Below are 22556 nucleotides of genomic sequence, written 5' to 3' on the forward strand. Positions count from 1 at the left end.
AAGCGCAAGTCTGGCCCCAGTCGATCCTGTATGCAGCATGTGTCAAAAATGCAGTTTGCTTTACACCCCATGGCCTTGTTGCTAGCATTCTAGAAGCCTGCTCAGGTTTTGCGCGTAACATAAAGAAATGTAAGGACTTTCTTTGTGATTGAAATCCCCTTTCTCAGCTCAGCGGCACGTCAGCTTGCCGGGCTCGACATCTCGTCCTCATCGGTCAAGCTGGTCGAGCTGTCCGGGGGTGACAAGGACGCTTACAAAGTCGAGCGCTACGCAATCGAGTCCTTGCCGCGTGACGCCGTCGTCGACGGCAACATCGCCAACCTCGAGGCGGTCAGCGAGGCGATCAAGCGCGCGTTGCGCCGTTTCGGTGGCAGCGTCCGCAATGTTGCGGTGGCCCTGCCGTCGTCGTCGGTCATTACCAAGAAGATCATCCTGCCTGCGGGCTTGCGCGAAACCGAGATGGAGTTCGCCGTCGAGTCCGAGGCCAATCAGTACATCCCGTTCGCACTCGAGGAGGTCAATCTCGACTTCCAGGAGATCGGGCCGGCGCCCGGCAGCCAGGGTGACGTCGAGGTGCTGATTGCCGCGTCGCGCAAGGACAAGGTCGAGGATCGGGTTGCCGTGGCCCAGGCTGCCGGGCTCAAGGCGGTCATCGTCGATGTCGAGTCGCTCGCCACCGAGGCTGCGCTGGAACTGGTCTGCCGCCAACTGCCACGCGCAGGCGCCGATCAGGTCGTCGCTCTGGTCGATGTCGGTGCCAATGTCATGAACGTCACGATGTTTCGCAACGGGCAGTCGCTCTATGCGCGCGAGCAGGCCTTCGGTGGCGTGCAGCTCACCCAGGACATTGCGCGCCAGTATGGCATGAGCTTCGAGGAGGCCGAGACCGCCAAGCGCGCCGGGTCATTGCCCGACAGCTATGCGCGCGACCTGCTGCGGCCTTTCATGGACAGCCTGGCGCTCGAGGTTTCGCGCGCGCTGCAGTTCTTCTTCACCTCTACACAGTTCAACCAGGTCGATCACATCGTGCTTGCCGGCGGCTGTGCCGTGATGCCCGGCCTTGGTGATGTGGTCGGGGCGCGCACCCAGGTCGACACCATCATCGCCAACCCGTTTGCCGGCATGACGATCAATGCCAAGCTGCGGCCCAAGAGCCTGCTGGCCGATGCGCCCTCGCTGATGGCGGCTTGCGGCCTCGCGCTGCGGAGGTTCGACGCATGATCCGCATCAACCTGCTCCCCCATCGCGTCGAGAAGCGTCGCCAGCGCCGTCATCAGTTCTACGCGGTCTCCGGGCTCATGATCGTGCTTGGCGCATTGATTGGTTTTGTCGTCCATGCGGTTTACGAGGGTTACATCGACAGCCAGCGTGAGCGCAACGACTTCCTGAAAGCAGAGATCGCAAGTCTCGATCGCGACATCGCCGAGATCCGACGCTTGCGTGGGCAGATCGACGCCATGCTGGCGCGCAAGCAGGTCATCGAGTCGTTGCAGACGACACGGGCCGAGACCGTCCATTTGTTCAACGAACTGGCGCATCGCATGCCGGACGGTGTCTATCTGAAGTCCATCCAGCAGAATGGCCGTCGCGTGACGCTGGTTGGGTATGCGCAGTCAAACGCGCGAGTTTCGCACCTGATGCGCAACCTCGAGTCCTCTCCCTTCCTCGAGTTGCCGGTCCTCGTCGAGGCCAAGGCGGCGAGGCTGGACTCCCGGCGAGTCAGTGAGTTCACCCTGGGTATCGGCATCCGGCAGCCCAGCGCGGAAGTCACGGAAGCCGTTGCCGGTGGCGCCACGGGAGCGACGCAATGAGTACCGGTACCAGACTTGGAAAGGGCATCGATCTCGATCGCCTGGTGAATGACTTCAAGGGCCTGGATCCCAATGATCCGGGCTTGTGGCCGCTCGCGCCTCGGGTGGCTGTGTTCGTCGGCTTGTTCGTGCTGACGATTGCCGGCTTCTGGTGGTTCGACTGGCAGGACCAGGCCGCTTCGCTAGAGCGCGTGCGCGCCGAGGAGCAGCAGCTGAGGGACAGCTGGATCGCCAAGAAGCGGCAGGCGGTGAATCTGGAAGAGCACCGGCGGCAGCTTGCCGAGATCGACCGTCAGTTCGGCGCGCTGCTCAAGCAACTGCCCAATCGTGCGGAGATGGACTCGCTGCTGTCGGACATCAACCAGGCGGGCCTGGGTCGTGGCTTGCAGTTTGAGCTGTTCAAGCCGGGTGCTGACGTGGTCAAGGAGTTCTACGCCGAGATGCCCATCGATGTCAGGGTTCAGGGGGTCTATCACGACCTTGGCGAATTCGTCGCCGATGTCGCGCGCATGCCGCGAATCGTCACGCTCAACAACGTCGCCCTGGGAGCGGGCGAGGATGGCAAGCTCAAGTTCGAGGCCAAGGCGACCACCTATCGTTATCTCGACGAGGAAGAGCTCGCCCAGCAGCGCCAGGCGGCTCAGGCTGCAGCGGCAGCGCAGAGGAGCAGATGATGAAGAGGGCTTCATTGGTCGCGGCCTGCGCATTGCTTGCCGGGTGTGCCGGTGGCAACCAGGACGATCTGCAGGCATGGATGACCGAACAGGCGCGGACGATGCGTGGCTCGGTCATGCAGTTGCCCGAGTTGTTGCCGCTGGCCGTTGTCGATTATGCGGGTGTTCAGGGCGACGACCCTTTCCGGTCGGCACGCATGGAGCCCGAACGGCGTGCTGCGAGTGCGCTGAGGCCTGACATGGACCGCCGCCGCGAGCCTCTCGAGGCTTACCCGCTCGAATCCATGCAGATGGTGGGTGTCCTTGAGCAGGGCCGTACCGTACATGCCCTGGTGAGCGTCAATAACACCCTCCACCAGGTAAAGGTCGGACATTACATGGGACAGAACTTCGGGGTCGTCACCGCCATCAGCGAGAGCGAAGTGACCTTGCGCGAACTCGTCGAAGACGTCTACGGCGACTGGGTCGAAAGGACCAGTTCGCTGGTATTGCAGGAGCAGCAGGAGACCAGAAAATGAGACATCGAATCGGAATGCTGCTGCTGGCGGCGATGGTCGCCGGCGTAGCGCCCGTGCCTTCTGCCCTTGCGCAGGGGGCGGAGCAGGCGCAGGCGCTGTCGAACCAGATCGAGGGGCTGGAGGTTGCCGAGCAGGGGGGCACCCTGTATGTGCGCCTGACCCTGAAGGAGCCGCTGACAGCTGTGCCGCCCAGCTTCAGCGTGGCCAATCCGGCGCGCATCGCCTTCGACTTCGCTGGCACGGCCAACGGGTTGGGTCGCAACGTTCAGGCCATCGACCAGGGTGACCTGCGCAGTGCCAACATCGTGCAGGCTGGCGATCGCACGCGGCTGGTGCTCAACCTCGTACGCATGAGTCCCTACGAGACGCGCGTCGAGGGACGCGACGTGATCGTCGCCATCTCGCCGGTCAACGTCCAGGCCGCGCGCGCGAGCGTCGCCTCGGAATCGCGTGGCAATTTTGCCGAGGCTCCGGTTGCCGCCGCGTCGGCGTTTGCGGTGCGTGACATCAATTTCCGGCGTGGCACCGAGGGAGATGGCCGCGTCGTCGTCGATCTTTCGAGTGCGGATACCGGTATCGACATCCGCCAGCAGGGCGGCAATCTCGTCGTTGATTTCCTCAAGACGTCGCTGCCAGAGCATCTGCGCCGGCGTTCGGATGTCACCGACTTCGGCACTCCGGTGACTTCGATGACGGCGCAGCAGGTCGGCGACCGCGTCCGCCTCACAGTCACGCCCAACGGCTTGTGGGAGCACAACGCCTACCAGAGCGACAACCGCTTCGTGCTGGAGGTCAAGCGACTGGTCGAGGATCCGAACCGCCTGGTGCAGGGGGCGGCGCGTGGGCAGTATCAGGGCGAGAAGCTGTCGCTCAACTTCCAGAACGTGGACGTGCGTTCGGTGCTGCAGGTCATCGCCGACTTCACGAACTTCAACATCATCACTTCCGACTCCGTTCAGGGTGGCCTGACGCTGCGACTGAAAGACGTGCCGTGGGACCAGGCGCTCGACATCATCCTCCAGGCCAAGGGTCTGGACATGCGCAAGAACGGCAACGTGATCTGGGTCGCGCCGGGTGACGAACTGGCAGCGCGTGAGCGCCTGCAACTCGAGGCGCGGGCTCAGGTCAAGGATCTCGAGCAGTTGCAGACCGAGAGCTTCCAGATCAACTACCACAAGGCCAAGGAGATCTTTGATTTCCTGAAGAGCAAGGACCAGACCATGCTGTCCTCGCGTGGTAGCGTGGTGGTCGACGAGCGCAGCAACAAGGTCTTCGTGACCGATGTGGCGTCCCGTCTCGATGCGCTGCGGCGTCTGGTTCAGGAGATTGACGTTGCGCCCCGGCAGGTGTTGATCGAGGCGCGCATCGTCGAGGCCAGCAAGACCTTCTCGCGCGAAATCGGTGTCCGCCTTGGCCTTGGCAGCCTTGGGACTGCAAAGCTCGGCAACCTGGGTCAGGTCGGGTTCGGCAAGTCGGCGTTCGGAACGAGAGCGCTGGAGGTTGTCGGCCAGCAGCCCACGGATCCCCAGCCGGGCGATCCCGTGATTCCGGGCTTCATCCGCGAGACCTTCAGGCCCGGAACGACATCGGTCAACTCGATTGGTCAGGTGGTGACTCAGGGCGGTGACGTCGTCAGCGGGCGGCCGGTTGCCGGCGCCTTTGGTGCGCTGAATCTGACCCTCTTCAACAACAGCCTGACGCGCTTCCTCAATCTCGAACTGCAGGCGCTCGAGGCCGATGGCCGTGGCCGAGTCGTTTCCAGTCCGCGTGTGCTGACGGCCAACCAGGTCGAGGCTTCGATCGAGCAGGGTACCGAGATTCCCTATCAGGAGGCGTCGAGCTCCGGTGCCACCAGCGTTTCGTTCAAGAAGGCCGTGCTGGCGCTGAAGGTGAAGCCGCAGATCACACCAGACGGGCGGCTTCAGTTGTCGATCGAGGTGAACAAGGATCGTCCGATCTATGAACGGGCGCTGCTCGGTGTGCCGCCGATCGAGACCAAGAACGTCAAGAGCGAGGTCCTGGTCGAGAACGGCGGCACCGTCGTGATCGGTGGCATCTACGAGGAAGAGGAGTCCACTGGGGTGGACAAGGTGCCGGTGCTCGGTGACGTGCCGGTGCTGGGGCATCTGTTCAGGGCGCAGAAGCGGGTCTCCGACCGCAAGGAACTGCTCGTCTTCATCACGCCGCGTATCGTTGCCGATTCTCTGACGCTCCGCTGAGCGGCGGCGGCAGCTGTTACAATGCCGGGGCGGGCATTCCGAAAGGGTGCCCGCCCTTTTTCATCTCGACTTCCGGCGAGTCACGCGTGAGCTGTCTGATACTGATCGGCATGATGGGCGCCGGCAAGACCACGGTAGGCAAGGAGCTGGCGCGGCGGCGCAAGCTGCGCTTTGCCGACTGCGACCACGAGATCGTTGCCCGTACCGGGGTGACTATCCCGACCATTTTCGAAATCGAGGGCGAGACGGGTTTTCGGCGTCGTGAGACGCAGATGATGGATGAGCTGACCCTGGAGCCGGACATCGTCATCGCCACCGGTGGCGGCGTGGTGATTGCCCCCGAGAACCGTGCGCTGATGCGCGAGCGTGGTGTGGTGGTTTACCTCAACGTGCCGCCGCAGATCCTGTACGAGCGCACCCGCCACGATCGCAACCGCCCGCTGCTTCAGGTGGAGAACCCGCGCCAGCGCATCGATGAACTCTACCGTCAGCGCGATCCGCTCTATCGCGAGGTGGCCCACATCATCGTCGATGGCGGGCGCACGAATCCCGGAACCATGGTGCGCCTGATCGAGGACGCGCTGAAGAAACGCGAGCACAGTACATGCAGACCCTGAACGTCGCTCTCGGCGATCGCGCCTATCCCATTCACATTGGTCGCAGCCTGCTCGGGCGAGCCGATTTGATCCTGCCCCACCTCAGGACGCGACGCGTGGCGATCGTCACCAACGACACCGTCGGCCCGCTCTACCTTGAGGTCCTGAGCACGGCGCTGGCGCAGGCGGGGGTTGGCGTCTCTGCGGTCAGCCTGCCGGATGGCGAGGCCTACAAGGACTGGGAGACCCTCAACAGGATCTTCGACATGCTGCTTGCCGAGCGCTGCGAGCGTTCCACCACCCTGATCGCACTGGGGGGGGGTGTCGTGGGCGACATGGGGGGCTTCGCCGCTGCCTGCTACCAGCGCGGCATGCCCTTCATCCAGGTGCCGACCACGCTGCTGGCCCAGGTCGACTCCTCGGTGGGCGGCAAGACGGCGATCAATCATCCACTCGGCAAGAACATGATCGGCGCCTTCTACCAGCCCCGCCTGGTGCTGGCCGACATCGATACGCTGGCCACGCTGCCTGATCGCGAGCTCTCTGCAGGCCTGGCCGAGGTCATCAAGTACGGGCTGATTCGCGACCCCGAGTTCCTCGCCTGGCTTGAGCAGAACCTTGAGCGCCTGGTGGCGCGTGACGCCGATGCGCTGGCGTATGCGATCGAGCGTTCCTGCCGCAACAAGGCCGAGGTGGTGGCTGCGGATGAGACTGAGCAGGGCGAGCGCGCGCTGCTGAACCTCGGCCACACTTTCGGCCATGCGATCGAGACCGGCCTTGGCTATGGCGAATGGCTTCATGGCGAGGCGGTGGCTGCCGGCGCCATGATGGCAGCGGAGTTGTCGCGTCGTCTCGGTTGGCTGGGCGAAGCCGAGGTCGCGCGAGTTGGCGCGCTGTTCGAGCGTGCGCGGCTGCCTGTGTGGGGGCCGCTGCTCGGGGCTGAGCGCTATCTCGAGCTCATGGCGCACGACAAGAAGGTGGAGGCGGGGCGCCTGCGCCTCGTGCTGCTGCGTGAGCTGGGGCGTGCGGTGATCCACGGCGATGCGCAGCAGACCGATATCGCCGCCGCCATCGAGGCGCGCTGCCGCTGAGCGCTTGCGCGTTGCGAGTCTGAACAGAGGAGATGCCGATGCTGCAGCTTGCGCCGTACGCGGTCACCGAACACAACTCGCGTGGCCGTGCCCACGACGAACCCGTGCCGGTGGCGCGCGGTCAGTTCCAGCGCGACCGTGATCGTATCGTGCATTCCACTGCGTTTCGTCGCCTCGAGTACAAGACCCAGGTGTTTGTGAATCACGAGGGCGACCTGTTTCGAACCCGCCTTACTCACAGTATCGAGGTGGCGCAGATCACCCGTGGCATCGCCCGCCAGCTTGGGCTTAACGAGGATCTCGCCGAATCCATCGCGCTTGCCCACGATCTTGGCCACACGCCTTTCGGCCATGCCGGCCAGGAGGCGCTCAATGCCTGCATGCGCGACCACGGCGGTTTCGAGCACAACCTGCAGTCGTTGCGCACGGTGGACGTACTCGAGGACCGCTATGCCGCCTTTGACGGCCTGAACCTCATGTTCGAGACCCGCGAGGGCATCCTCAAGCACTGCTCGCGCGCCAATGCCGAACGCCTGGGCGATGTCGGTCGGCGCTTCCTCGAAGGAACCCAGCCCTCGCTCGAGGCCCAGCTCGCCAATCTTGCCGACGAGATCGCCTACAACAACCACGATGTGGACGATGGGCTGCGCTCGGGTCTGATCACGCTCGAACAGCTCGAAGAGGTCGCTCTGTTCGCCGCGCAGCGTCGCGAAGTCGAGGCGCGCTGGCCCGGGCTGGCGGGACGCAAGCTGATCAACGAGACCGTGCGCCGCATGATCCATCTGATGGTCATCGATCTGCTCGAGCAAACGCGCGCCAATGTCGCCTCGGCCGGTGTCGCCTCGCTCGACGACGTTCGTCGCGCGCCCCGCCTGGTGGCGTATTCCGAGGCGCTGCTGGTGCAACTGCGCGAACTCAAGGCCTTCCTGCGCGAGAACCTTTACCGCCACTACCAGGTGCTGCGCATGACGAACAAGGCGCGCCGCATCGTCAGCGATCTGTTTGCCGCGTTCATGGACGATCCGCACATCCTGCCGCCGCAGTACCAGGCGATGGCGCGCGATGACAAGGCGCGGGCCATCGCCGACTATATCGCGGGCATGACCGACCGCTACGCCATGAAGGAGCATCGGCGCTTGTTCGCCGTTGGCGAGATCCACTGATTCGTGCCACATGCACCCGCCCAATGGCGCACAGGAATACCTTGCTCCAGATCGCTGCCGCAGTGCAAAAAAATTCTTGAACCCAGCGTTTTGCGGGCGTATAGTTTTTTTCGTCAACAGCCTGTCTGGTGGCGGTGTCCAAAATGGTGCATGCGGGCTATTTGCCCAATCTGCCTGGTCATCCAAAAGCTGTTTTTGCACCAAGTTGGTGCAAATCACAAAGCCGGTGCGCGCGCGCCCGGCTTTTTTGTGCGCGTTCGGTTTTATCGGACCTGACTCCGGTCCGACTGGCCTCCCTGGGCTCCTGCGCGTGATCTTGCGTGTCGTTTGAGGAAAAGAAGATGGATCAGCCCCAAAAGCAGGGTCTGTACGACCCCGCCAACGAACATGATGCCTGTGGCGTGGGTTTCATCGCCCACATCAAGGGCGAGAAACGTCATGACATCATTCTGCAGGGCCTCGAAATCCTGAAGAACCTCGACCACCGCGGTGCGGTTGGTGCCGACCCCCTGCAGGGCGACGGTGCCGGCATCCTGATCCAGATCCCCGACCAGCTCTACCGCGAACAGATGGCCGCCCAGGGCGTGACCCTGCCGCTGCCCGGCGAGTACGGCGTCGGCATGGTGTTCATGCCCAAGGAAGCCGCCTCCCGCCTGGCCTGTGAAGAAGAGATCGAGCGTGCGGTGGTGGCTGAAGGGCAGGTCGTGCTCGGCTGGCGCGACGTCCCGGTCAATCACGACATGCCGATGTCGCCGACGGTGAAGGCCAAGGAGCCGGTGATCCGCCAGATCTTCATTGGCCGCGGTGCCGACGTCATGGTTACCGAAGCGCTGGAGCGCAAGCTCTACGTTGTGCGCCGCCGCGCCGCCAATGCCATTGGCGCGTTGCAGCTCAAGCACGGCAAGGAGTTCTACATGGTGTCGATGTCGGCACGCACTGTGAACTACAAGGGCCTGCTGCTCGCGAACCAGGTCGGCGAGTACTACCTGGATCTGGTCGATCCGCGTGCGAACTCGGCGCTGGCCCTGGTGCACCAGCGTTTCTCGACCAACACCTTCCCGAAGTGGAACCTCGCCCACCCGTTCCGCTACATCGCCCACAACGGCGAGATCAACACCCTGCGCGGCAACTACAACTGGATGCGCGCGCGCGAGAAGGGCGTGCATTCGCCGCTGCTTGGCGACGATCTGCAGAAGATCTGGCCGCTGATCTACCCCGGTCAGTCCGACTCGGCGTCGTTCGACAACGCGCTCGAACTGCTGGTGATGAGCGGTTATTCGCTCGCCCACGCGATGATGATGATGATCCCGGAGGCCTGGGAGTCGCACACGCAGATGGACGAGAAGCGCCGTGCCTTCTACGAGTACCACGCGGCGATGATGGAGCCGTGGGACGGTCCCGCTGCGGTCGCCTTCACGGACGGCCGCCAGATCGGCGCCACCCTCGACCGCAACGGCCTGCGTCCGGCGCGCTATCTGGTTACCGACGACGACCTGGTCGTCATGGCCTCCGAGTCCGGCGTGCTGCCCATCCCCGACAGCAAGATCGTCAAGAAGTGGCGCTTGCAGCCGGGCAAGATGTTCCTGATCGACATGGAGCAGGGCCGCATCATCGGCGATCAGGAGATCAAGGAGTCGCTTGCCCACGCTCGCCCCTACGCCGACTGGCTGCGCCGCATCAACATCAAGCTCGACACGCTGGAGGCGCCTGCGGTGGTCGACGCCGCCGCTGCTGCGGAGCGCGTCGAGCCGCTGCTCGACCGTCAGCAGGCTTTCGGCTACACCCAGGAGGACATCAAGTTCATCCTCGAGCCGATGGGCAAGAGTGGCGAGGAAGGCACTGGCTCGATGGGCAACGACTCGCCGCTGGCGGTGTTGTCCTCCAAGAACAAGCCGCTGTACAACTACTTCCGTCAGCTCTTCGCACAGGTCACCAACCCGCCGATCGACCCGATCCGCGAGCAGATGGTGATGTCGCTGGTGTCCTTCATCGGCCCGCGTCCGAACCTGCTCGAGATCAACGAGATCAACCCGCCGTTCCGCCTCGAGGTCAGCCAGCCCGTGCTCGACTTCGCCGGCATGGCCAAGATCCGCAACATCGCGCGCTACACGCAGAACAAGTTCCGCTCGGCCGAACTTGATATCTGCTATCCGGCCGAGTGGGGCAACGAAGGCGTGGAGGCGCGCCTGGCTTCGCTCTGTGCCGACGCCGAAAACGCTGTGCTGGGCGGTACCAACATCCTGATCGTGTCCGACCGCAAGCTGGCCGCCGACCGCGTCGCCATTCCGGCGCTGCTGGCCTTGTCCGCGATCCACCAGCACCTGGTGGAGAAGGGCCTGCGCACGCGCACCGGCCTGGTGGTCGAGACCGGCTCTGCGCGCGAGGTACACCACTTCGCGGTGCTCGCCGGCTACGGCGCCGAGGCGATCCATCCCTACCTCGCGCTCGAGACGCTCGAGCACATGGCGGGCGATGCCGAAGCCGCCGCCAAGTACGTCAAGCATTTCGTCAAGGCGGTCGGCAAGGGCCTGATGAAGGTCATGTCCAAGATGGGCATCTCGACCTACATGTCCTACACCGGCGCGCAGATCTTCGAGGCCGTCGGCCTCAAGCAGGCACTGCTCGACAAGTACTTCACCGGCACCACCAGCCAGGTGGAGGGTATCGGCGTGTTCGAGGTGATGGAAGAGGCCATCCGTCTGCACAAGGCCGCGTTCTCGGCCGACCCGGTACTGCACGACATGCTCGATGCCGGTGGTGAGTACGCCTTCCGCATCCGCGGCGAAGAGCACATGTGGACGCCGGACGCGATCGCCAAACTGCAGCACGCCACGCGCTCTGGCAAGGCCGACACCTACAAGGAATACGCCAAGATCATCAACGACCAGGGCAAGCGCCACATGACGCTGCGCGGCCTGTTCGAGTTCAAGACTGCGGCCACCCCGGTGCCGCTGGACGAGGTCGAACCCGCCAAGGAAATCGTCAAACGCTTTGCCACCGGCGCCATGTCGCTCGGCTCGATTTCCACCGAAGCCCATACCACCCTCGCGGTGGCAATGAACCGCATCGGCGGCAAGTCGAACACCGGCGAGGGCGGCGAAGACCCGATGCGCTTCAAGCCGCTGACCGAGGCCATCCGCCTGTCGCAGGTGATCGGTGAGAAGCGCATTGCGCGCGACCTCGAGCTCAAGGCTGGCGACTCGCTGCGCTCGGCGATCAAGCAGGTGGCCTCGGGCCGCTTCGGCGTCACCACCGAGTACCTGGTCAACGCCGACCAGATCCAGATCAAGATGGCCCAGGGCGCGAAGCCCGGCGAAGGGGGCCAGCTGCCCGGTCACAAGGTCTCGGAGTACATTGGCTTCCTGCGCCACTCGGTGCCCGGCGTCGGCCTCATCTCGCCGCCGCCGCACCATGACATCTATTCGATCGAAGACCTGGCCCAGCTCATCCACGACCTCAAGAACGCCAACCCGGTTGCGAGCATCTCGGTCAAGCTGGTGTCCGAGATCGGCATCGGCACGGTGGCCGCAGGCGTGGCCAAGGCCAAGGCCGACCACATCGTCGTCGCCGGCCATGACGGCGGCACTGGCGCCTCGCCGTGGAGCTCGATCAAGCACGCCGGTTCGCCGTGGGAGCTCGGCTTGGCCGAGACCCAGCAGACGCTGGTGCTCAACCGCCTGCGTTCGCGCATCCGCCTCCAGGTCGACGGCCAGATCAAGACCGGCCGCGACGTCGTCGTCGGCGCGCTGCTCGGCGCCGACGAGTTCGGCTTCGCCACCGCGCCGCTGGTCGTCGAAGGCTGCATCATGATGCGCAAGTGCCACCTCAACACCTGCCCGGTTGGCGTCGCCACCCAGGATCCGGTGCTGCGCGCGCGCTTCCAGGGCCAGCCCGAGCACGTCGTCAACTACTTCTTCTTTGTCGCCGAAGAAGTGCGCGAGCTGATGGCCCAGCTCGGCGTGCGCAAGTTCGACGAGCTCATCGGCCGTGCCGACCTGCTCGACATGAAGCAGGGCATCGCGCACTGGAAGGCACAAGGGCTGGACTACTCGCGCATCTTCTACCTGCCGCCGGTGCCGGCCGAAGTGCCGCGACTGCACACCGAGACCCAGGACCACGGCCTCGAGGGCGCGCTCGACCAGCAGCTGATCGCACTTGCCAAGCCGGCGCTCGAGAAGGGCGAGAAGGTCAACATCGACCTGCCGGTGCGCAACATCAACCGCACGGTCGGTGCCATGCTCTCCGGACAGGTTGCAGCGCGCTACGGCCACGCCGGCCTGCCCAACGACACCATCCACATTCGCCTCAACGGCACCGCGGGCCAGAGCTTCGGCGCCTTCCTGGCACGTGGCGTGACGCTCGAGCTGGTGGGCGAGGGTAACGACTACGTCGGCAAGGGGCTGTCGGGTGGGCGCATCGTCGTGCGTCCGAAGGCCGAGTTCCGCGGCAGCACGCCGGAGAACATCATCGTCGGCAACACCGTGCTCTATGGCGCCACCGAGGGTGAGGTGTACTTCGCTGGCGTTGCCGGCGAGCGCTTCGCAGTGCGCAACTCCGGCGCCACTGCGGTGGTGGAAGGCGTGGGTGACCATGGCTGCGAGTACATGACCGGCGGCACCGTGGTCGTGCTCGGCCAGACCGGCCGCAACTTCGCCGCCGGCATGTCGGGCGGCGTGGCCTACGTGCTCGACGAGGACGGCACTTTCGAGCAGCGCTGCAACATGGCGCAGGTTGCGCTCGAACCGCTGCCCGACGAGATCGCTGCGCGCAAGGGCTCGGAGTCGGGTGACGATCTCGAATCCCATGGCCGTGTCGACATCGACCACCTGACGATGGGCGACGAGCTCATCCTCAAGGGCCTGATCGAGCGCCATGTCCGCTTCGCCGGCAGCGTGCGCGCCCGCGAGATCCTGAACAACTGGGCCACCTGGCGGAAGAAGTTCGTCAAGGTGTTCCCGCATGAGTACCGTCGCGCGCTGGCCGAGATGGCCGAGGCGCGTGAAGCAGAGAAGGAGGCCGCATAAATGGGCAAGCCCACTGGATTTCTGGAGCATCAGCGTCTGTCAGAGGCCTACGAGCCGGTCGACAAGCGCCTGAAGACCTACAAGGAGTTCGTCCTGCGCCTGACCGACGAGCAGGCATCGGTCCAGGGCGCGCGTTGCATGGACTGTGGTATCCCGTTCTGCAACAACGGCTGCCCGGTCAACAACATCATTCCGGACTGGAACGACCTCGTGTATCGCGGCCACTGGCGCGAGGCGATCGAGGTGCTGCACTCGACCAACAACTTCCCCGAGTTCACCGGCCGTATCTGCCCCGCGCCCTGCGAGGCCGCGTGCACGCTGAACATCAACACCGACGCGGTGGGCATCAAGTCGATCGAGCACGCCATCATCGACAAGGCCTGGGAAGAAGGCTGGGTGCTGCCGCTGCCGCCCGAAACCCGGACCGGCAAGAAGGTTGCGGTGGTCGGTTCCGGCCCGGCGGGCCTGGCGGCTGCGCAGCAGCTGGCACGCGCCGGCCATGACGTCACCGTGTTCGAGAAGAACGACCGCATCGGCGGCCTGCTGCGCTATGGCATCCCCGATTTCAAGATGGAGAAGGGCCTGATCGACCGCCGTGTCGAGCAGATGCAGGCCGAGGGCGTGCGCTTCCGCACCGGTGTGCTCGTCGCCGCGAAGGACATGCCGGCCGGCATCGTCAATGATGCCAAGGAAGTCATCAGCGCCGAGCAACTGCAGAAGGACTTCGATGCCGTGGTGCTGGCAGGCGGCGCCGAAGTGCCGCGCGACCTGCCGGTGCCGGGGCGCGAGCTCGGTGGCGTGCATTACGCGCTCGAGTTCCTCATCCCGCAGAACAAGCAGGTCGCCGGCGACAAGCCCAACCCGATCTCGGCCAAGGGCAAGCACGTGGTGGTGATCGGCGGCGGTGACACCGGTTCCGATTGTGTCGGAACCTCGAACCGCCACGGTGCGGCGAGCGTGACCCAGTTCGAGCTGATGCCGATGCCGCCCGAGCAGGAGAACAAGCCGCTGGTGTGGCCGTACTGGCCGACCAAGCTGCGCACCTCCTCCTCGCACGAGGAAGGCTGCGAGCGCGACTTCGCTGTTGCGACCAAGGAGTTCATCGGCAAGAACGGCAAGGTCAAGGCGCTCAAGGCCTGTCGCCTGGAGTGGAAGGACGGCAGGATGTCCGAGGTGCCGGGCTCCGAGTTCGAGATCAAGGCCGACCTCGTGCTGTTCGCCATGGGCTTCACCCAGCCGGTGGGCGGTGTGCTCGAGGCCTTCGGTGTCGACAAGGACGCGCGCGGCAACGCGAAGGCGACCACCGACGGTGAAGGCTGCTACACCACCAACGTGCCCAAGGTATTCGCCGCCGGCGACATGCGCCGTGGCCAGTCGCTGGTCGTTTGGGCAATCAGGGAAGGTCGCCAGTGCGCCCGCGCAGTCGATGAGTTCCTGATGGGTGAGAGCCTGCTGCCGCGCTGATATCCTCTGCGCTGAAGCGATTCGCGAAAGGCGGTCTGCGGGCCGCCTTTTTTACGACTGTGTTTTGCGGAGTCCTGCCCCATGCCCAAGGTTCTCGTCATCAACGGCCCCAACCTAAACCTGCTCGGTACGCGCGAGCCCGAGATCTACGGCGCCACCACCCTTGCCGATGTCGAGCGCGGCCTGCAGGAGCAGGGCGAGGCGCTGGGCGTCGAGGTGCTGTGCTTCCAGAGCAACCATGAAGGCGCGATTGTCGATCGCATCCATGCCGCGCGTGGCGAGGGCGTCGCCTGGGTGCTCATCAACCCGGGTGCCTACACGCATACCAGCGTGGCGATCCGCGATGCGCTTGCCGGGGTGGCGATCCCCTTCGTCGAGGTGCATATCTCGAACGTGCACAAGCGCGAGCCCTTCCGTCACCACTCGTACTTGTCGGATGTTGCCGAGGCGGTGATGGCCGGCTTCGGCACTCAGGGCTACGGACTTGCGCTGCAGTTCGTCGCTTCCCGTTGCTGAGACCGTGAGTGGGCGGCTGCGGGTCGCAAAGACTTGTCGCAATTTGCGTTGTTGCATTGCGGGGAAAAGCGGACGCGTTCGATAACAGACGATTGTTACACGCGTATTATCCTCACTCCCGATTTTCTTCCGGAGTGCCGCCGTGCCCACGTCCGCAAGCCGTTCCCCCGCCAGGTCCGAGTCACAGTCAGCGGCGCAGTCTCCCGCTGTCGGCGTCACGCGTCCGCGCGCAGGGCTTCGTCACGTGCGCGAGTGGGGCTATGCGTTGGGCCTGGTGGCCGCCTGGTATGCGCTCGCACAATGGGCCAGCGCCCATTTCCTGGATGTGGCGCCGCGTCCGGACGCCTGGCTGCGTGACCTCTCCGCACACCTGCTGATCGGCGGCCTGCTGTTCCTGATGGCGCGCAGCGTCGCGCGCTTCGGCGTGGCGATGGCCGTGCTGTTCTCTGCGTTTACGGTAGGTAATGCGCTCAAACTTGCGGTGCTGGGCGGCCCGGTCATGCCCGACGACTTCGTCGCGGCACGAAATCTCTTTTTGTTGCTGGAAGGCTGGCAGCTTTGGGGCAGCGTGGCGATGCTCGCGTTGCCGCTGGGGGCTCTGGCCTGGATGTTCGCCTGGCGCCGTCCGCGCGCCTGGGGCACCGTGGCCGCGGTGGCCGCGGGCGTCTGGATGATCGTTGCCCAGCCGGCCGTGGTCACGAGCTGGATGGATGCCCGCTTTGGCGACTGGGTGTGGAACCAGCGCGGCAACTATGAGATGCGCGGCCTGCCCATTCATCTGGTGCAGGAGGCGGCGCGCAACCTTGCGCGCAGGGGGGCTGCACCGGCCTCCGACGAGGTTGATGGCGCGCTCGCCCTGCTCGGTGCGACTCAGCCCAGCCCCTTCATGCGCGCCGCGGCCCGTCGTGACGGACGGGGCGGGCGCAATGTGCACATGATCGTGCTCGAGTCCTTCTGGGATCCGGTGGCGCTCAAGGCGGCCGGTCTGTCGGCCGACCCGCTCGATCCGGCCTTCCGCAAGCTGTGGAAAGCTGCCGGCAACGCCAAGGTGATGTCGCCGGTGTTCGGCGGCTACACTGCAAATGCCGAGTTCGAGGCCTTGTGCGGCTTCCCGGTGATGACCGATGCCGTCTTCTTCGAAGGCCGGCTGCGGCGCGACGTGCCCTGCCTGCCGCGTCACCTGGGCGAGGCCGGCTACCGCAGCTACGCCTCGCACCCGAATGCGGCGCCGTTCTGGAACCGCATCAACGCCTACCGACGCATTGGTTTCGAGCACTACTGGTCCGACCGCGACTTCGAACTCGACGACATGAACCGCGAGTTCCTCAGCGATGCGTCGCTCTATCGCCAGGTGCTCGAACGCATCGGCCCTGAGCTCGGTAATGGCCAGCCGGTGTTCAACTATGTGCTGACCTATTTTGGCCACCTCGACTATCCGCTCAACGCGCAGCGCCCGCAGGTCATCGATACCAGGACCGACAACGCCCTGGTCAAGGCTTATGCCAACACGGTGTATTACAAGTCGCGCGAACTGATGGCCTTCCTCGGCGAACTGCGCGGGCGTGACCCCGACGCCATCATCGTGCTGTTCGGCGACCATCTGCCTTCGCTGGGCTGGAACCATGGCGGCTATGCCGAGTCAGGCCTGCTCGCGCCGAACCGCGCACAGTTCGACGACCCCATGTTCCGTACCCTGGTGTCGACTCCGCTCGTGGTCATCGACGGCAAGCGTGGTCCCTTGCGCACCGGCGACCTGCCGATCTACGCCTTGCCCGCGCTCATCCTCGATCTGCTCGACGACGAGCGTGAGACCATGCTGCGCTTTGCTGCGCGCAGTGACGATGCGGTCCGAATCCGCCCCTTGCCCGGGGTCCAGCTGGCGCTCGAAGGCAAGCGCCTCACGGTGTGCCGCAATGGCGAACTCCTGCCCGAGTGCGAGCCGGTTGCCGCCTGGGTTGCAGCCATCGAGACGCTCAAGCGCGACCTCTTCAGCGGCGCCCAACATGCGCTGCAGGCTCCGGCAGGCAAGCCGATGCTGCAGACGGTGGAGCTGGAGGCCGAGGAGGTGACGGTGGAAGCCGCGCTCGATACCTTGGCCGCCGAGGGCGCGCCGGACGTCTGACGCCGCCCCGCCTGGGGGGGCGTGCGCGCTGCGCAGCTTGAGCCCTTTCAGGCAACTTCAGCTAGATGCACCGCGGGTGCGTGCCCCGCAACCAGGTCGCTCAGCGCGGCGGCCGATCCGCAGGCCATGGTCCATCCGAGTGTGCCGTGGCCGGTGTTCAGCCACAGGTTCTCGTAGCGGGTTGCGCCCACGAGGGGTACGCCTCCCGGGGTCGCTGGTCGAAGCCCGCACCAGGTCTTTGCTGCGCCCGCGGGCCTGAGCTGAGGGAACAGCTCGTGCACCCGGCGCATCATGGCCTCCTGGCGGACGAGGTTGGGGCGCAGGTTGAAGCCGTCGAACTCGGCCGTACCGGCGACCCGCAGCGAGTTCCCCAGGCGCGAGAACACGAGTTTGTGGCCGTCATCGGTCAGGCTGGTGAACGGCGCAACGCTATCTTCTGAGAGGGGAATCGTCGCCGAGTAGCCCTTGGCCGGATAAATGGGTGCGCGAATGCCCAGTGGCGTCAGCAGCTGTGGGCTGGCGCTGCCCGTGGCGACGATGAAACCATCCGCTTCGATGTGCTCGCCCTGAAGCGTACGTGCAGCAGCAATGCGCTGCCCTGTGCGCTCAAGGTTCGTGATCGTGGTGCCGAAGCGAAATGCCACGCCGGCGCGCCGGCAGCGCTCGCCGAGGCTTCGGGTGAAGCGATGTGCATCCCCGGACTCATCGTCGGCGGTGAAGTCACCGCCCACCAGCAGCTTGCGGGCACCCTCGAGCGCGGGTTCGATCGCAATGCACTCATCGACCCCGACTGGCCGCCGGTCACAACCGAAGTCGCGCAGGACAGATGCCGCACGCAGCGCGTGCTCATACTCCCGGCGGTCGGTGTAGAAGTGCAGGATCCCGCGTTCCTGATGGTCGTAGTCAAGCGGGCAATCCTCTGCAAAGGCGGCGCGCAGCCTCTGTAGTTCGCTGCGGCTGTAGCGCGCCAACTCCACGATGCGTCCAATGTTGGCGCGTGTGCGCCACGGCAGGCATTCGCGGAGGAAGGCCGCCGACCAGTTTAGCAGTGCCCTGTCGGCGCGCAGCCGGAAGCGCAGTGGCGCGTCTTCGCGACCGAGCCAGTACAGGGCTTTCAAAGGCGTACGCGGGCTTGCCCAAGGTTCGGCATGCGACACCGAGATCTGCCCGCCATTGGCATAGCTGGTCTCCATGCCGGCATCGGGTTGGCGATCTATGACCGTCACCTCGAAGCCCTTGCTGTGCAAGTACCAGGCAGTGCTGATGCCGATGACGCCGCCGCCGAGCACCGCAATCCTCATCCTGGCCTCCCCGATCCACGTGCTGGTTCTGACTCAGGCGCACTCGGCCTGCGAGCTACCGGCGCTGTCGGCTTCGATTGCCGCCAGTGCCGAGGCCGCGCGGCGCAGCGCCGGTAAGGAGTCGAGAGCGTTGCGTTCGGTCATCCGCATGATCGGGGCCTGCATGGCGATGCCCATGTTCGAACGCCCCTCGGGCGCGGGCACAAGGACGGCAATGCAGAACAGGCCGGGCAGAAACTCCTCGTTGTCGAAGGCATAGCCAAGCTCGCGCACCTGCTCGATTTCGGCTTCAAGGGCGTTCAGGTTGGTGAGCGTACGCGTCGTGTATTGCATCAGCGGCGCGTTGGCGAGCAGTCGGCGGCGTTGGGCGGGTGTCATCTGTGCCAGGAACAGCTTGCCGCTTGCGGAGCAGTGCGCCGGAACCCGCGAGCCCGGATGCAGATAGAAGCGCAGTGGGGCGGCTGTCTCGACGCGGTCCAGATACAAGACCTCGCTTCCCGACAACGCGGTGATGTTGCAGCTTTCGCCCACTTCTTCCACGAGCTGCCGCAGCACGGCGTGGCGCGCCCCATGGATCGTGTCATTGAGGAGGAGGTTCTCGGCGAGGCGGCGCAGGCGCGCGCCGGTGCCGTACTGCCGCCCATCGCTGTCGCGCTGGAGCATGCCTGCCGCCTCCAGTTGCTGGAGCATGCGGTGCAGGGTCGGCTTGGGCAGGCCGGTTTCCTCGACGAGCCCCTGCAGCGTCACGAGCTGGTCCTTGGCCGCAATGACCTCGAGCAGCGCCAGCAAACGCATGGTGGGGGTATCGCCATCGATCTTGGCGATCTCGGCGCGGTTCGAACGGAGCTCAGTCATGGTGTCCTCTCCGAAATATTCCTGAAAAGTGAACGTATCGTACCGTTTTTTGGAATTTGATGTTGACCTTTTGGGGTGTTGGACCTAGAGTGCGTTCACGTATCTCGGATATCGGAATGTTTGGTACCGATTTCGTTCAACTAACTCCCAGGAGACAGCATGAGCCAGCCCACCCCCGACGGCCGCAGCGTGGCCAGCGGCCCGACCAAGATGACCCCCTCCGAAGCCTTCGTCGAAACCCTGGTGGCCAACGGCGTCACCGACATGTTCGGCATCATGGGCTCGGCCTTCATGGACGCGATGGACATTTTCGCGCCGGCCGGCATCCGGCTGATCCCGGTGGTGCACGAGCAGGGCGCGGGCCACATGGCCGACGGCTACTCGCGGGTGTCGGGCCGCCACGGCGTGGTGATCGGCCAGAACGGCCCGGGCATCAGCAACTGCGTGACCGCGATCGGCGCGGCCTACTGGGCGCACAGCCCGGTGGTGATCATCACCCCCGAGACGGGCACGATGACGATGGGGCTGGGCGGCTTCCAGGAGTGCAAGCAGCTGCCGATGTTCCAGGAGTTCACCAAGTACCAGGGCCACGTCACCCACCCGGCGCGCATGGCCGAGTACACCGGTCGCTGCTTCGACCGGGCGATGAGCGAGATGGGCCCGACGCAGCTGAACATTCCGCGCGACTACTTCTACGGCGAGATCACCTGCGAGATCCCCAAGCCGGCGCGGCTGGACCGTGGCGCGGGCGGCGAGCAAAGCCTCAATGAAGCGGCCGAGCTGCTGGCCAAGGCCAAGTTCCCGGTGATCATCTCGGGCGGCGGCGTGGTGATGGCCGACGCGATCGAGGAGTGCAAGGCGCTGGCCGAGCGCCTGGGCGCGCCGGTGGTCAACAGCTACCTGCACAACGACTCGTTCCCGGCGAGCCACCCGCTGTGGTGCGGCCCGCTGGGCTACCAGGGCTCGAAGGCGGCGATGAAGCTGATCAGCCAGGCCGACGTGGTGGTGGCGCTGGGTTCGCGCCTGGGCCCGTTCGGTACGCTGCCGCAGCACGGCATGGACTACTGGCCCAAGAACGCGAAGATCATCCAGATCGACGCGGACAACAAGATGCTCGGGCTGGTGAAGAAGATCTCGGTGGGCATCTGCGGTGATGCCAAGGCGGCGGCGGTGGCACTGACGGCGCGGCTCGCGAATCGTGCGCTCGACTGCGACGCCACCAAGGGCGAGCGCGCGGCGAAGATCGCCGCCGAGAAAGCCGCGTGGGAGAAGGAGCTCGACGAATGGACGCACGAGCGCGACCCGTTCAGCCTGGACATGATCGAAGAGAACGCCAAGGAGAAGCCGTTCTCGGGCGGCGAGTACCTGCACCCGCGCCAGGTGCTGCGCGAGCTCGAGAAGGCGATGCCCGAGGACGTGATGGTGTCGACCGACATCGGCAACATCAACTCGGTGGCCAACAGCTACCTGCGCTTTGAGAAGCCGAGGAGCTTCTTCGCGGCGATGAGCTTTGGCAACTGCGGCTACGCCTTCCCGACCATCATCGGCGCCAAGGTGGCCGCGCCGCACCGTCCGGCGGTGTCGTACGCGGGTGACGGCGCCTGGGGCATGAGCCTGATGGAGACGATGACCTGCGTGCGCCACAACATTCCGGTGACCGCGGTGGTGTTCCACAACCGTCAGTGGGGTGCGGAGAAGAAGAACCAGGTGGACTTCTACAACCGCCGCTTCGTCGCTGGCGAGCTGGACAACCAGAGCTTTGCCGAGATCGCGCGTGCGATGGGTGCCGAGGGCATCACGGTCGATCGTCTGGAGGACGTGGGGCCGGCGCTGAAGAAGGCGATCGACCTGCAGATGAACCATGGCAAGACGACGATCATCGAGATCATGTGCACGCGCGAGCTGGGCGACCCGTTCCGTCGTGACGCGCTCTCCAAGCCGGTGCGATTCCTCGACAAGTACAAGGACTACGTCTGAGCGCTCCGGGGTTCCGAACCCCCGCCGCGCCCAGCTCGGGCGTGGCGGGTTCCTCCGCTCAATCCACTCCTCCCTCCCCCTGGGATTGAGCTTGGCCGGCGCCAGGGCCCCGTGCCCTGGCGGCCGGCATCTTTTCCCGCTCGAGCGTGTGCAGGGCGGGATGCAGAGGACCCAGAATCATGAAGGCTATCAATCGCATCATCGATCGCGCCCGTGCCAATCCGGGGCGCATCGCGCTGTGCGAAGGCGACGACCCACGCGTGCTGCAGGCCGGGCTGCGCGCGACACGCGAAGGTACTGCGCGCATCCTGCTGGTCGGCGATCGTGCCCGCATTACCCAGTTGGCGGAGAACGAGGCCATCGACCTCAGCGGCATGACCCTGATCGACCCGGCCGATTCGCCTCTCGCCGAGGGCTATGCCGAGGAGCTGTTCCGGCTGCGCGAGAAGAAGGGCATGACGCGCGCGGCAGCTGCGGAGGAGGTGCGCAAGCCGCTCGTGTTCGCCAACCTCATGGTGCGCATGGGCGATGCCGACGGCTCGGTGGCCGGCGCGGTGCACACCACCGCCGACGTGGTGCGGACCGCGATCCAGGTGATCGGTACCGACCCGGCGTTCAAGCTTGTGTCGAGCTTCTTCCTGATGATGATGTGCGAGCCCTTCCACAGTCTGAAGGGAGGGCTCATCTTTTCGGATTGCGGCCTGGTGGTCGATCCGGACGCCGAGGCGCTGGCCGAGATCGCAATGGCCGCGTCCGACAGTGCCCGCAGCCTGCTCGGAGAGGAACCGCGCGTGGCGATGTTGTCCTTCTCCACGAGCGGTAGCGCCAAGCATGCAGCGGTGGACAAGGTCGTTGCCGCTTCCGAGCGCGTCAAGGCGCTGCGCCCTGGACTGGCGATAGATGGCGACGTCCAGCTCGATGCCGCCATCGTCGCCGAGATTGCGAATCGAAAGCTCCCCCAGTCGCAGGTGAAGGGGCGGGCCAACGTACTGATCTTCCCCAATCTCGAGGCCGGCAACATCGGCTACAAGCTTGCCGAGCGCGTCGGCGGCGCGGTCGCCATCGGGCCGTTGCTGCAGGGCCTGGCCAAGCCGGCCAACGATCTGTCACGCGGTTGCAGCGCCGAGGACGTGTTCCACGTCATCGCGGTGACCGTCGTCCAGGCACAGGATGCCGCAGCCAGGGCGGCGCGCTAAGTACAGTGGCGGACGCGTCCGGCTGAGGG

The 22556-nt window shown here is 65.1% G+C and carries 16 protein-coding genes; 14 read left to right on the forward strand and 2 right to left on the reverse strand.

The features are described 5' to 3' along the window. Positions 1-144 precede the first annotated feature (144 nt). The 12 genes from C662_RS05100 (at position 145) to C662_RS05155 (ending at position 17198) form a co-directional block, all read left to right on the forward strand. A complete protein-coding gene (locus C662_RS05100; RefSeq protein ID WP_002925794.1) occupies positions 145-1221 on the forward strand; it encodes a pilus assembly protein PilM in 1077 nt (358 codons plus the stop codon). Then, entirely contained in the window at positions 1218-1811 is a 594-nt protein-coding gene (locus C662_RS05105) for a PilN domain-containing protein (protein ID WP_002925795.1), read from the forward strand. The genes C662_RS05100 and C662_RS05105 overlap by 4 nt, the downstream gene beginning before the upstream one ends. Then, entirely contained in the window at positions 1808-2485 is a 678-nt protein-coding gene (locus C662_RS05110; protein ID WP_002925796.1) for a type 4a pilus biogenesis protein PilO, read from the forward strand. The genes C662_RS05105 and C662_RS05110 overlap by 4 nt, the downstream gene beginning before the upstream one ends. Next, complete coding sequence (locus C662_RS05115) at positions 2485-3003, forward strand: pilus assembly protein PilP (protein ID WP_002925797.1); 519 nt, start codon at positions 2485-2487, stop codon at positions 3001-3003. Before C662_RS05110 ends, C662_RS05115 begins: the two co-directional genes overlap by 1 nt. Next, positions 3000-5222, forward strand: coding sequence for a type IV pilus secretin PilQ (gene pilQ, locus C662_RS05120; protein ID WP_198291828.1), 2223 nt, complete (start codon positions 3000-3002; stop codon positions 5220-5222). Before C662_RS05115 ends, pilQ begins: the two co-directional genes overlap by 4 nt. 86 nt (positions 5223-5308) lie before the next feature. Then, a complete protein-coding gene (locus C662_RS05125; RefSeq protein ID WP_002925799.1) occupies positions 5309-5839 on the forward strand; it encodes a shikimate kinase in 531 nt (176 codons plus the stop codon). Next, positions 5827-6909 (forward strand): 3-dehydroquinate synthase, encoded by a 1083-nt coding sequence (gene aroB, locus C662_RS05130; protein WP_002925800.1) that lies wholly within the window; start codon positions 5827-5829, stop codon positions 6907-6909. Before C662_RS05125 ends, aroB begins: the two co-directional genes overlap by 13 nt. A gap of 38 nt (positions 6910-6947) precedes the next feature. After that, the gene (locus C662_RS05135; RefSeq protein WP_002925801.1) at positions 6948-8072 is read left to right on the forward strand and encodes a deoxyguanosinetriphosphate triphosphohydrolase; all 1125 of its coding nucleotides are present in this window, start codon (positions 6948-6950) and stop codon (positions 8070-8072) included. Positions 8073-8413: 341 nt separating this feature from the next. Further along, a complete protein-coding gene (locus C662_RS05140; protein WP_002925802.1) occupies positions 8414-13096 on the forward strand; it encodes a glutamate synthase-related protein in 4683 nt (1560 codons plus the stop codon). Continuing rightward, positions 13097-14560, forward strand: a complete 1464-nt coding sequence (locus C662_RS05145) for a glutamate synthase subunit beta (RefSeq protein WP_002925803.1) — start codon at positions 13097-13099, stop codon at positions 14558-14560. Between the two features lie 81 nt (positions 14561-14641). Continuing rightward, a complete protein-coding gene (aroQ, locus tag C662_RS05150; protein WP_002925804.1) occupies positions 14642-15076 on the forward strand; it encodes a type II 3-dehydroquinate dehydratase in 435 nt (144 codons plus the stop codon). 142 nt (positions 15077-15218) lie between these two features. Beyond that, a complete protein-coding gene (locus C662_RS05155) occupies positions 15219-17198 on the forward strand; it encodes an LTA synthase family protein (RefSeq protein WP_232433220.1) in 1980 nt (659 codons plus the stop codon). Positions 17199-17245: 47 nt separating this feature from the next. Here C662_RS05155 and C662_RS05160 read toward each other — a convergent pair whose 3' ends face one another. After that, a complete protein-coding gene (locus tag C662_RS05160) occupies positions 17246-18499 on the reverse strand; it encodes a D-amino acid dehydrogenase (RefSeq protein WP_002925807.1) in 1254 nt (417 codons plus the stop codon). Positions 18500-18532: 33 nt separating this feature from the next. Then, positions 18533-19354, reverse strand: a complete 822-nt coding sequence (locus C662_RS05165; RefSeq protein WP_002925813.1) for an IclR family transcriptional regulator — start codon at positions 19352-19354, stop codon at positions 18533-18535. Positions 19355-19513: 159 nt separating this feature from the next. On the opposite strand from C662_RS05165, the gene xsc reads away from it, so the two are divergent. Beyond that, complete coding sequence (gene xsc, locus C662_RS05170; RefSeq protein ID WP_002925815.1) at positions 19514-21331, forward strand: sulfoacetaldehyde acetyltransferase; 1818 nt, start codon at positions 19514-19516, stop codon at positions 21329-21331. Between the two features lie 179 nt (positions 21332-21510). Further along, complete coding sequence (gene pta / locus C662_RS05175; RefSeq protein WP_002925818.1) at positions 21511-22527, forward strand: phosphate acetyltransferase; 1017 nt, start codon at positions 21511-21513, stop codon at positions 22525-22527. Positions 22528-22556: the final 29 nt, after the last annotated feature.

Origin of the sequence: Thauera sp. 28, assembly GCF_000310145.2 — a bacterium.
GTDB lineage: Bacteria > Pseudomonadota > Gammaproteobacteria > Burkholderiales > Rhodocyclaceae > Thauera > Thauera mechernichensis.

Bases quoted from the DNA above. Each gene is read 5' to 3' on its own strand.
- C662_RS05105 (WP_002925795.1), top strand. From the start codon at position 1,218: ATGATCCGCATCAACCTGCTCCCCCATCGCGTCGAGAAGCGTCGCCAG.
- C662_RS05110 (WP_002925796.1), top strand. From the start codon at position 1,808: ATGAGTACCGGTACCAGACTTGGAAAGGGCATCGATCTCGATCGCCTG.
- C662_RS05115 (WP_002925797.1), top strand. From the start codon at position 2,485: ATGAAGAGGGCTTCATTGGTCGCGGCCTGCGCATTGCTTGCCGGGTGT.
- pilQ (WP_198291828.1), top strand. From the start codon at position 3,000: ATGAGACATCGAATCGGAATGCTGCTGCTGGCGGCGATGGTCGCCGGC.
- aroB (WP_002925800.1), top strand. From the start codon at position 5,827: ATGCAGACCCTGAACGTCGCTCTCGGCGATCGCGCCTATCCCATTCAC.
- C662_RS05135 (WP_002925801.1), top strand. From the start codon at position 6,948: ATGCTGCAGCTTGCGCCGTACGCGGTCACCGAACACAACTCGCGTGGC.
- C662_RS05140 (WP_002925802.1), top strand. From the start codon at position 8,414: ATGGATCAGCCCCAAAAGCAGGGTCTGTACGACCCCGCCAACGAACAT.
- C662_RS05145 (WP_002925803.1), top strand. From the start codon at position 13,097: ATGGGCAAGCCCACTGGATTTCTGGAGCATCAGCGTCTGTCAGAGGCC.
- aroQ (WP_002925804.1), top strand. From the start codon at position 14,642: ATGCCCAAGGTTCTCGTCATCAACGGCCCCAACCTAAACCTGCTCGGT.
- C662_RS05160 (WP_002925807.1), bottom strand. From the start codon at position 18,499: ATGAGGATTGCGGTGCTCGGCGGCGGCGTCATCGGCATCAGCACTGCC.
- C662_RS05165 (WP_002925813.1), bottom strand. From the start codon at position 19,354: ATGACTGAGCTCCGTTCGAACCGCGCCGAGATCGCCAAGATCGATGGC.
- xsc (WP_002925815.1), top strand. From the start codon at position 19,514: ATGAGCCAGCCCACCCCCGACGGCCGCAGCGTGGCCAGCGGCCCGACC.
- pta (WP_002925818.1), top strand. From the start codon at position 21,511: ATGAAGGCTATCAATCGCATCATCGATCGCGCCCGTGCCAATCCGGGG.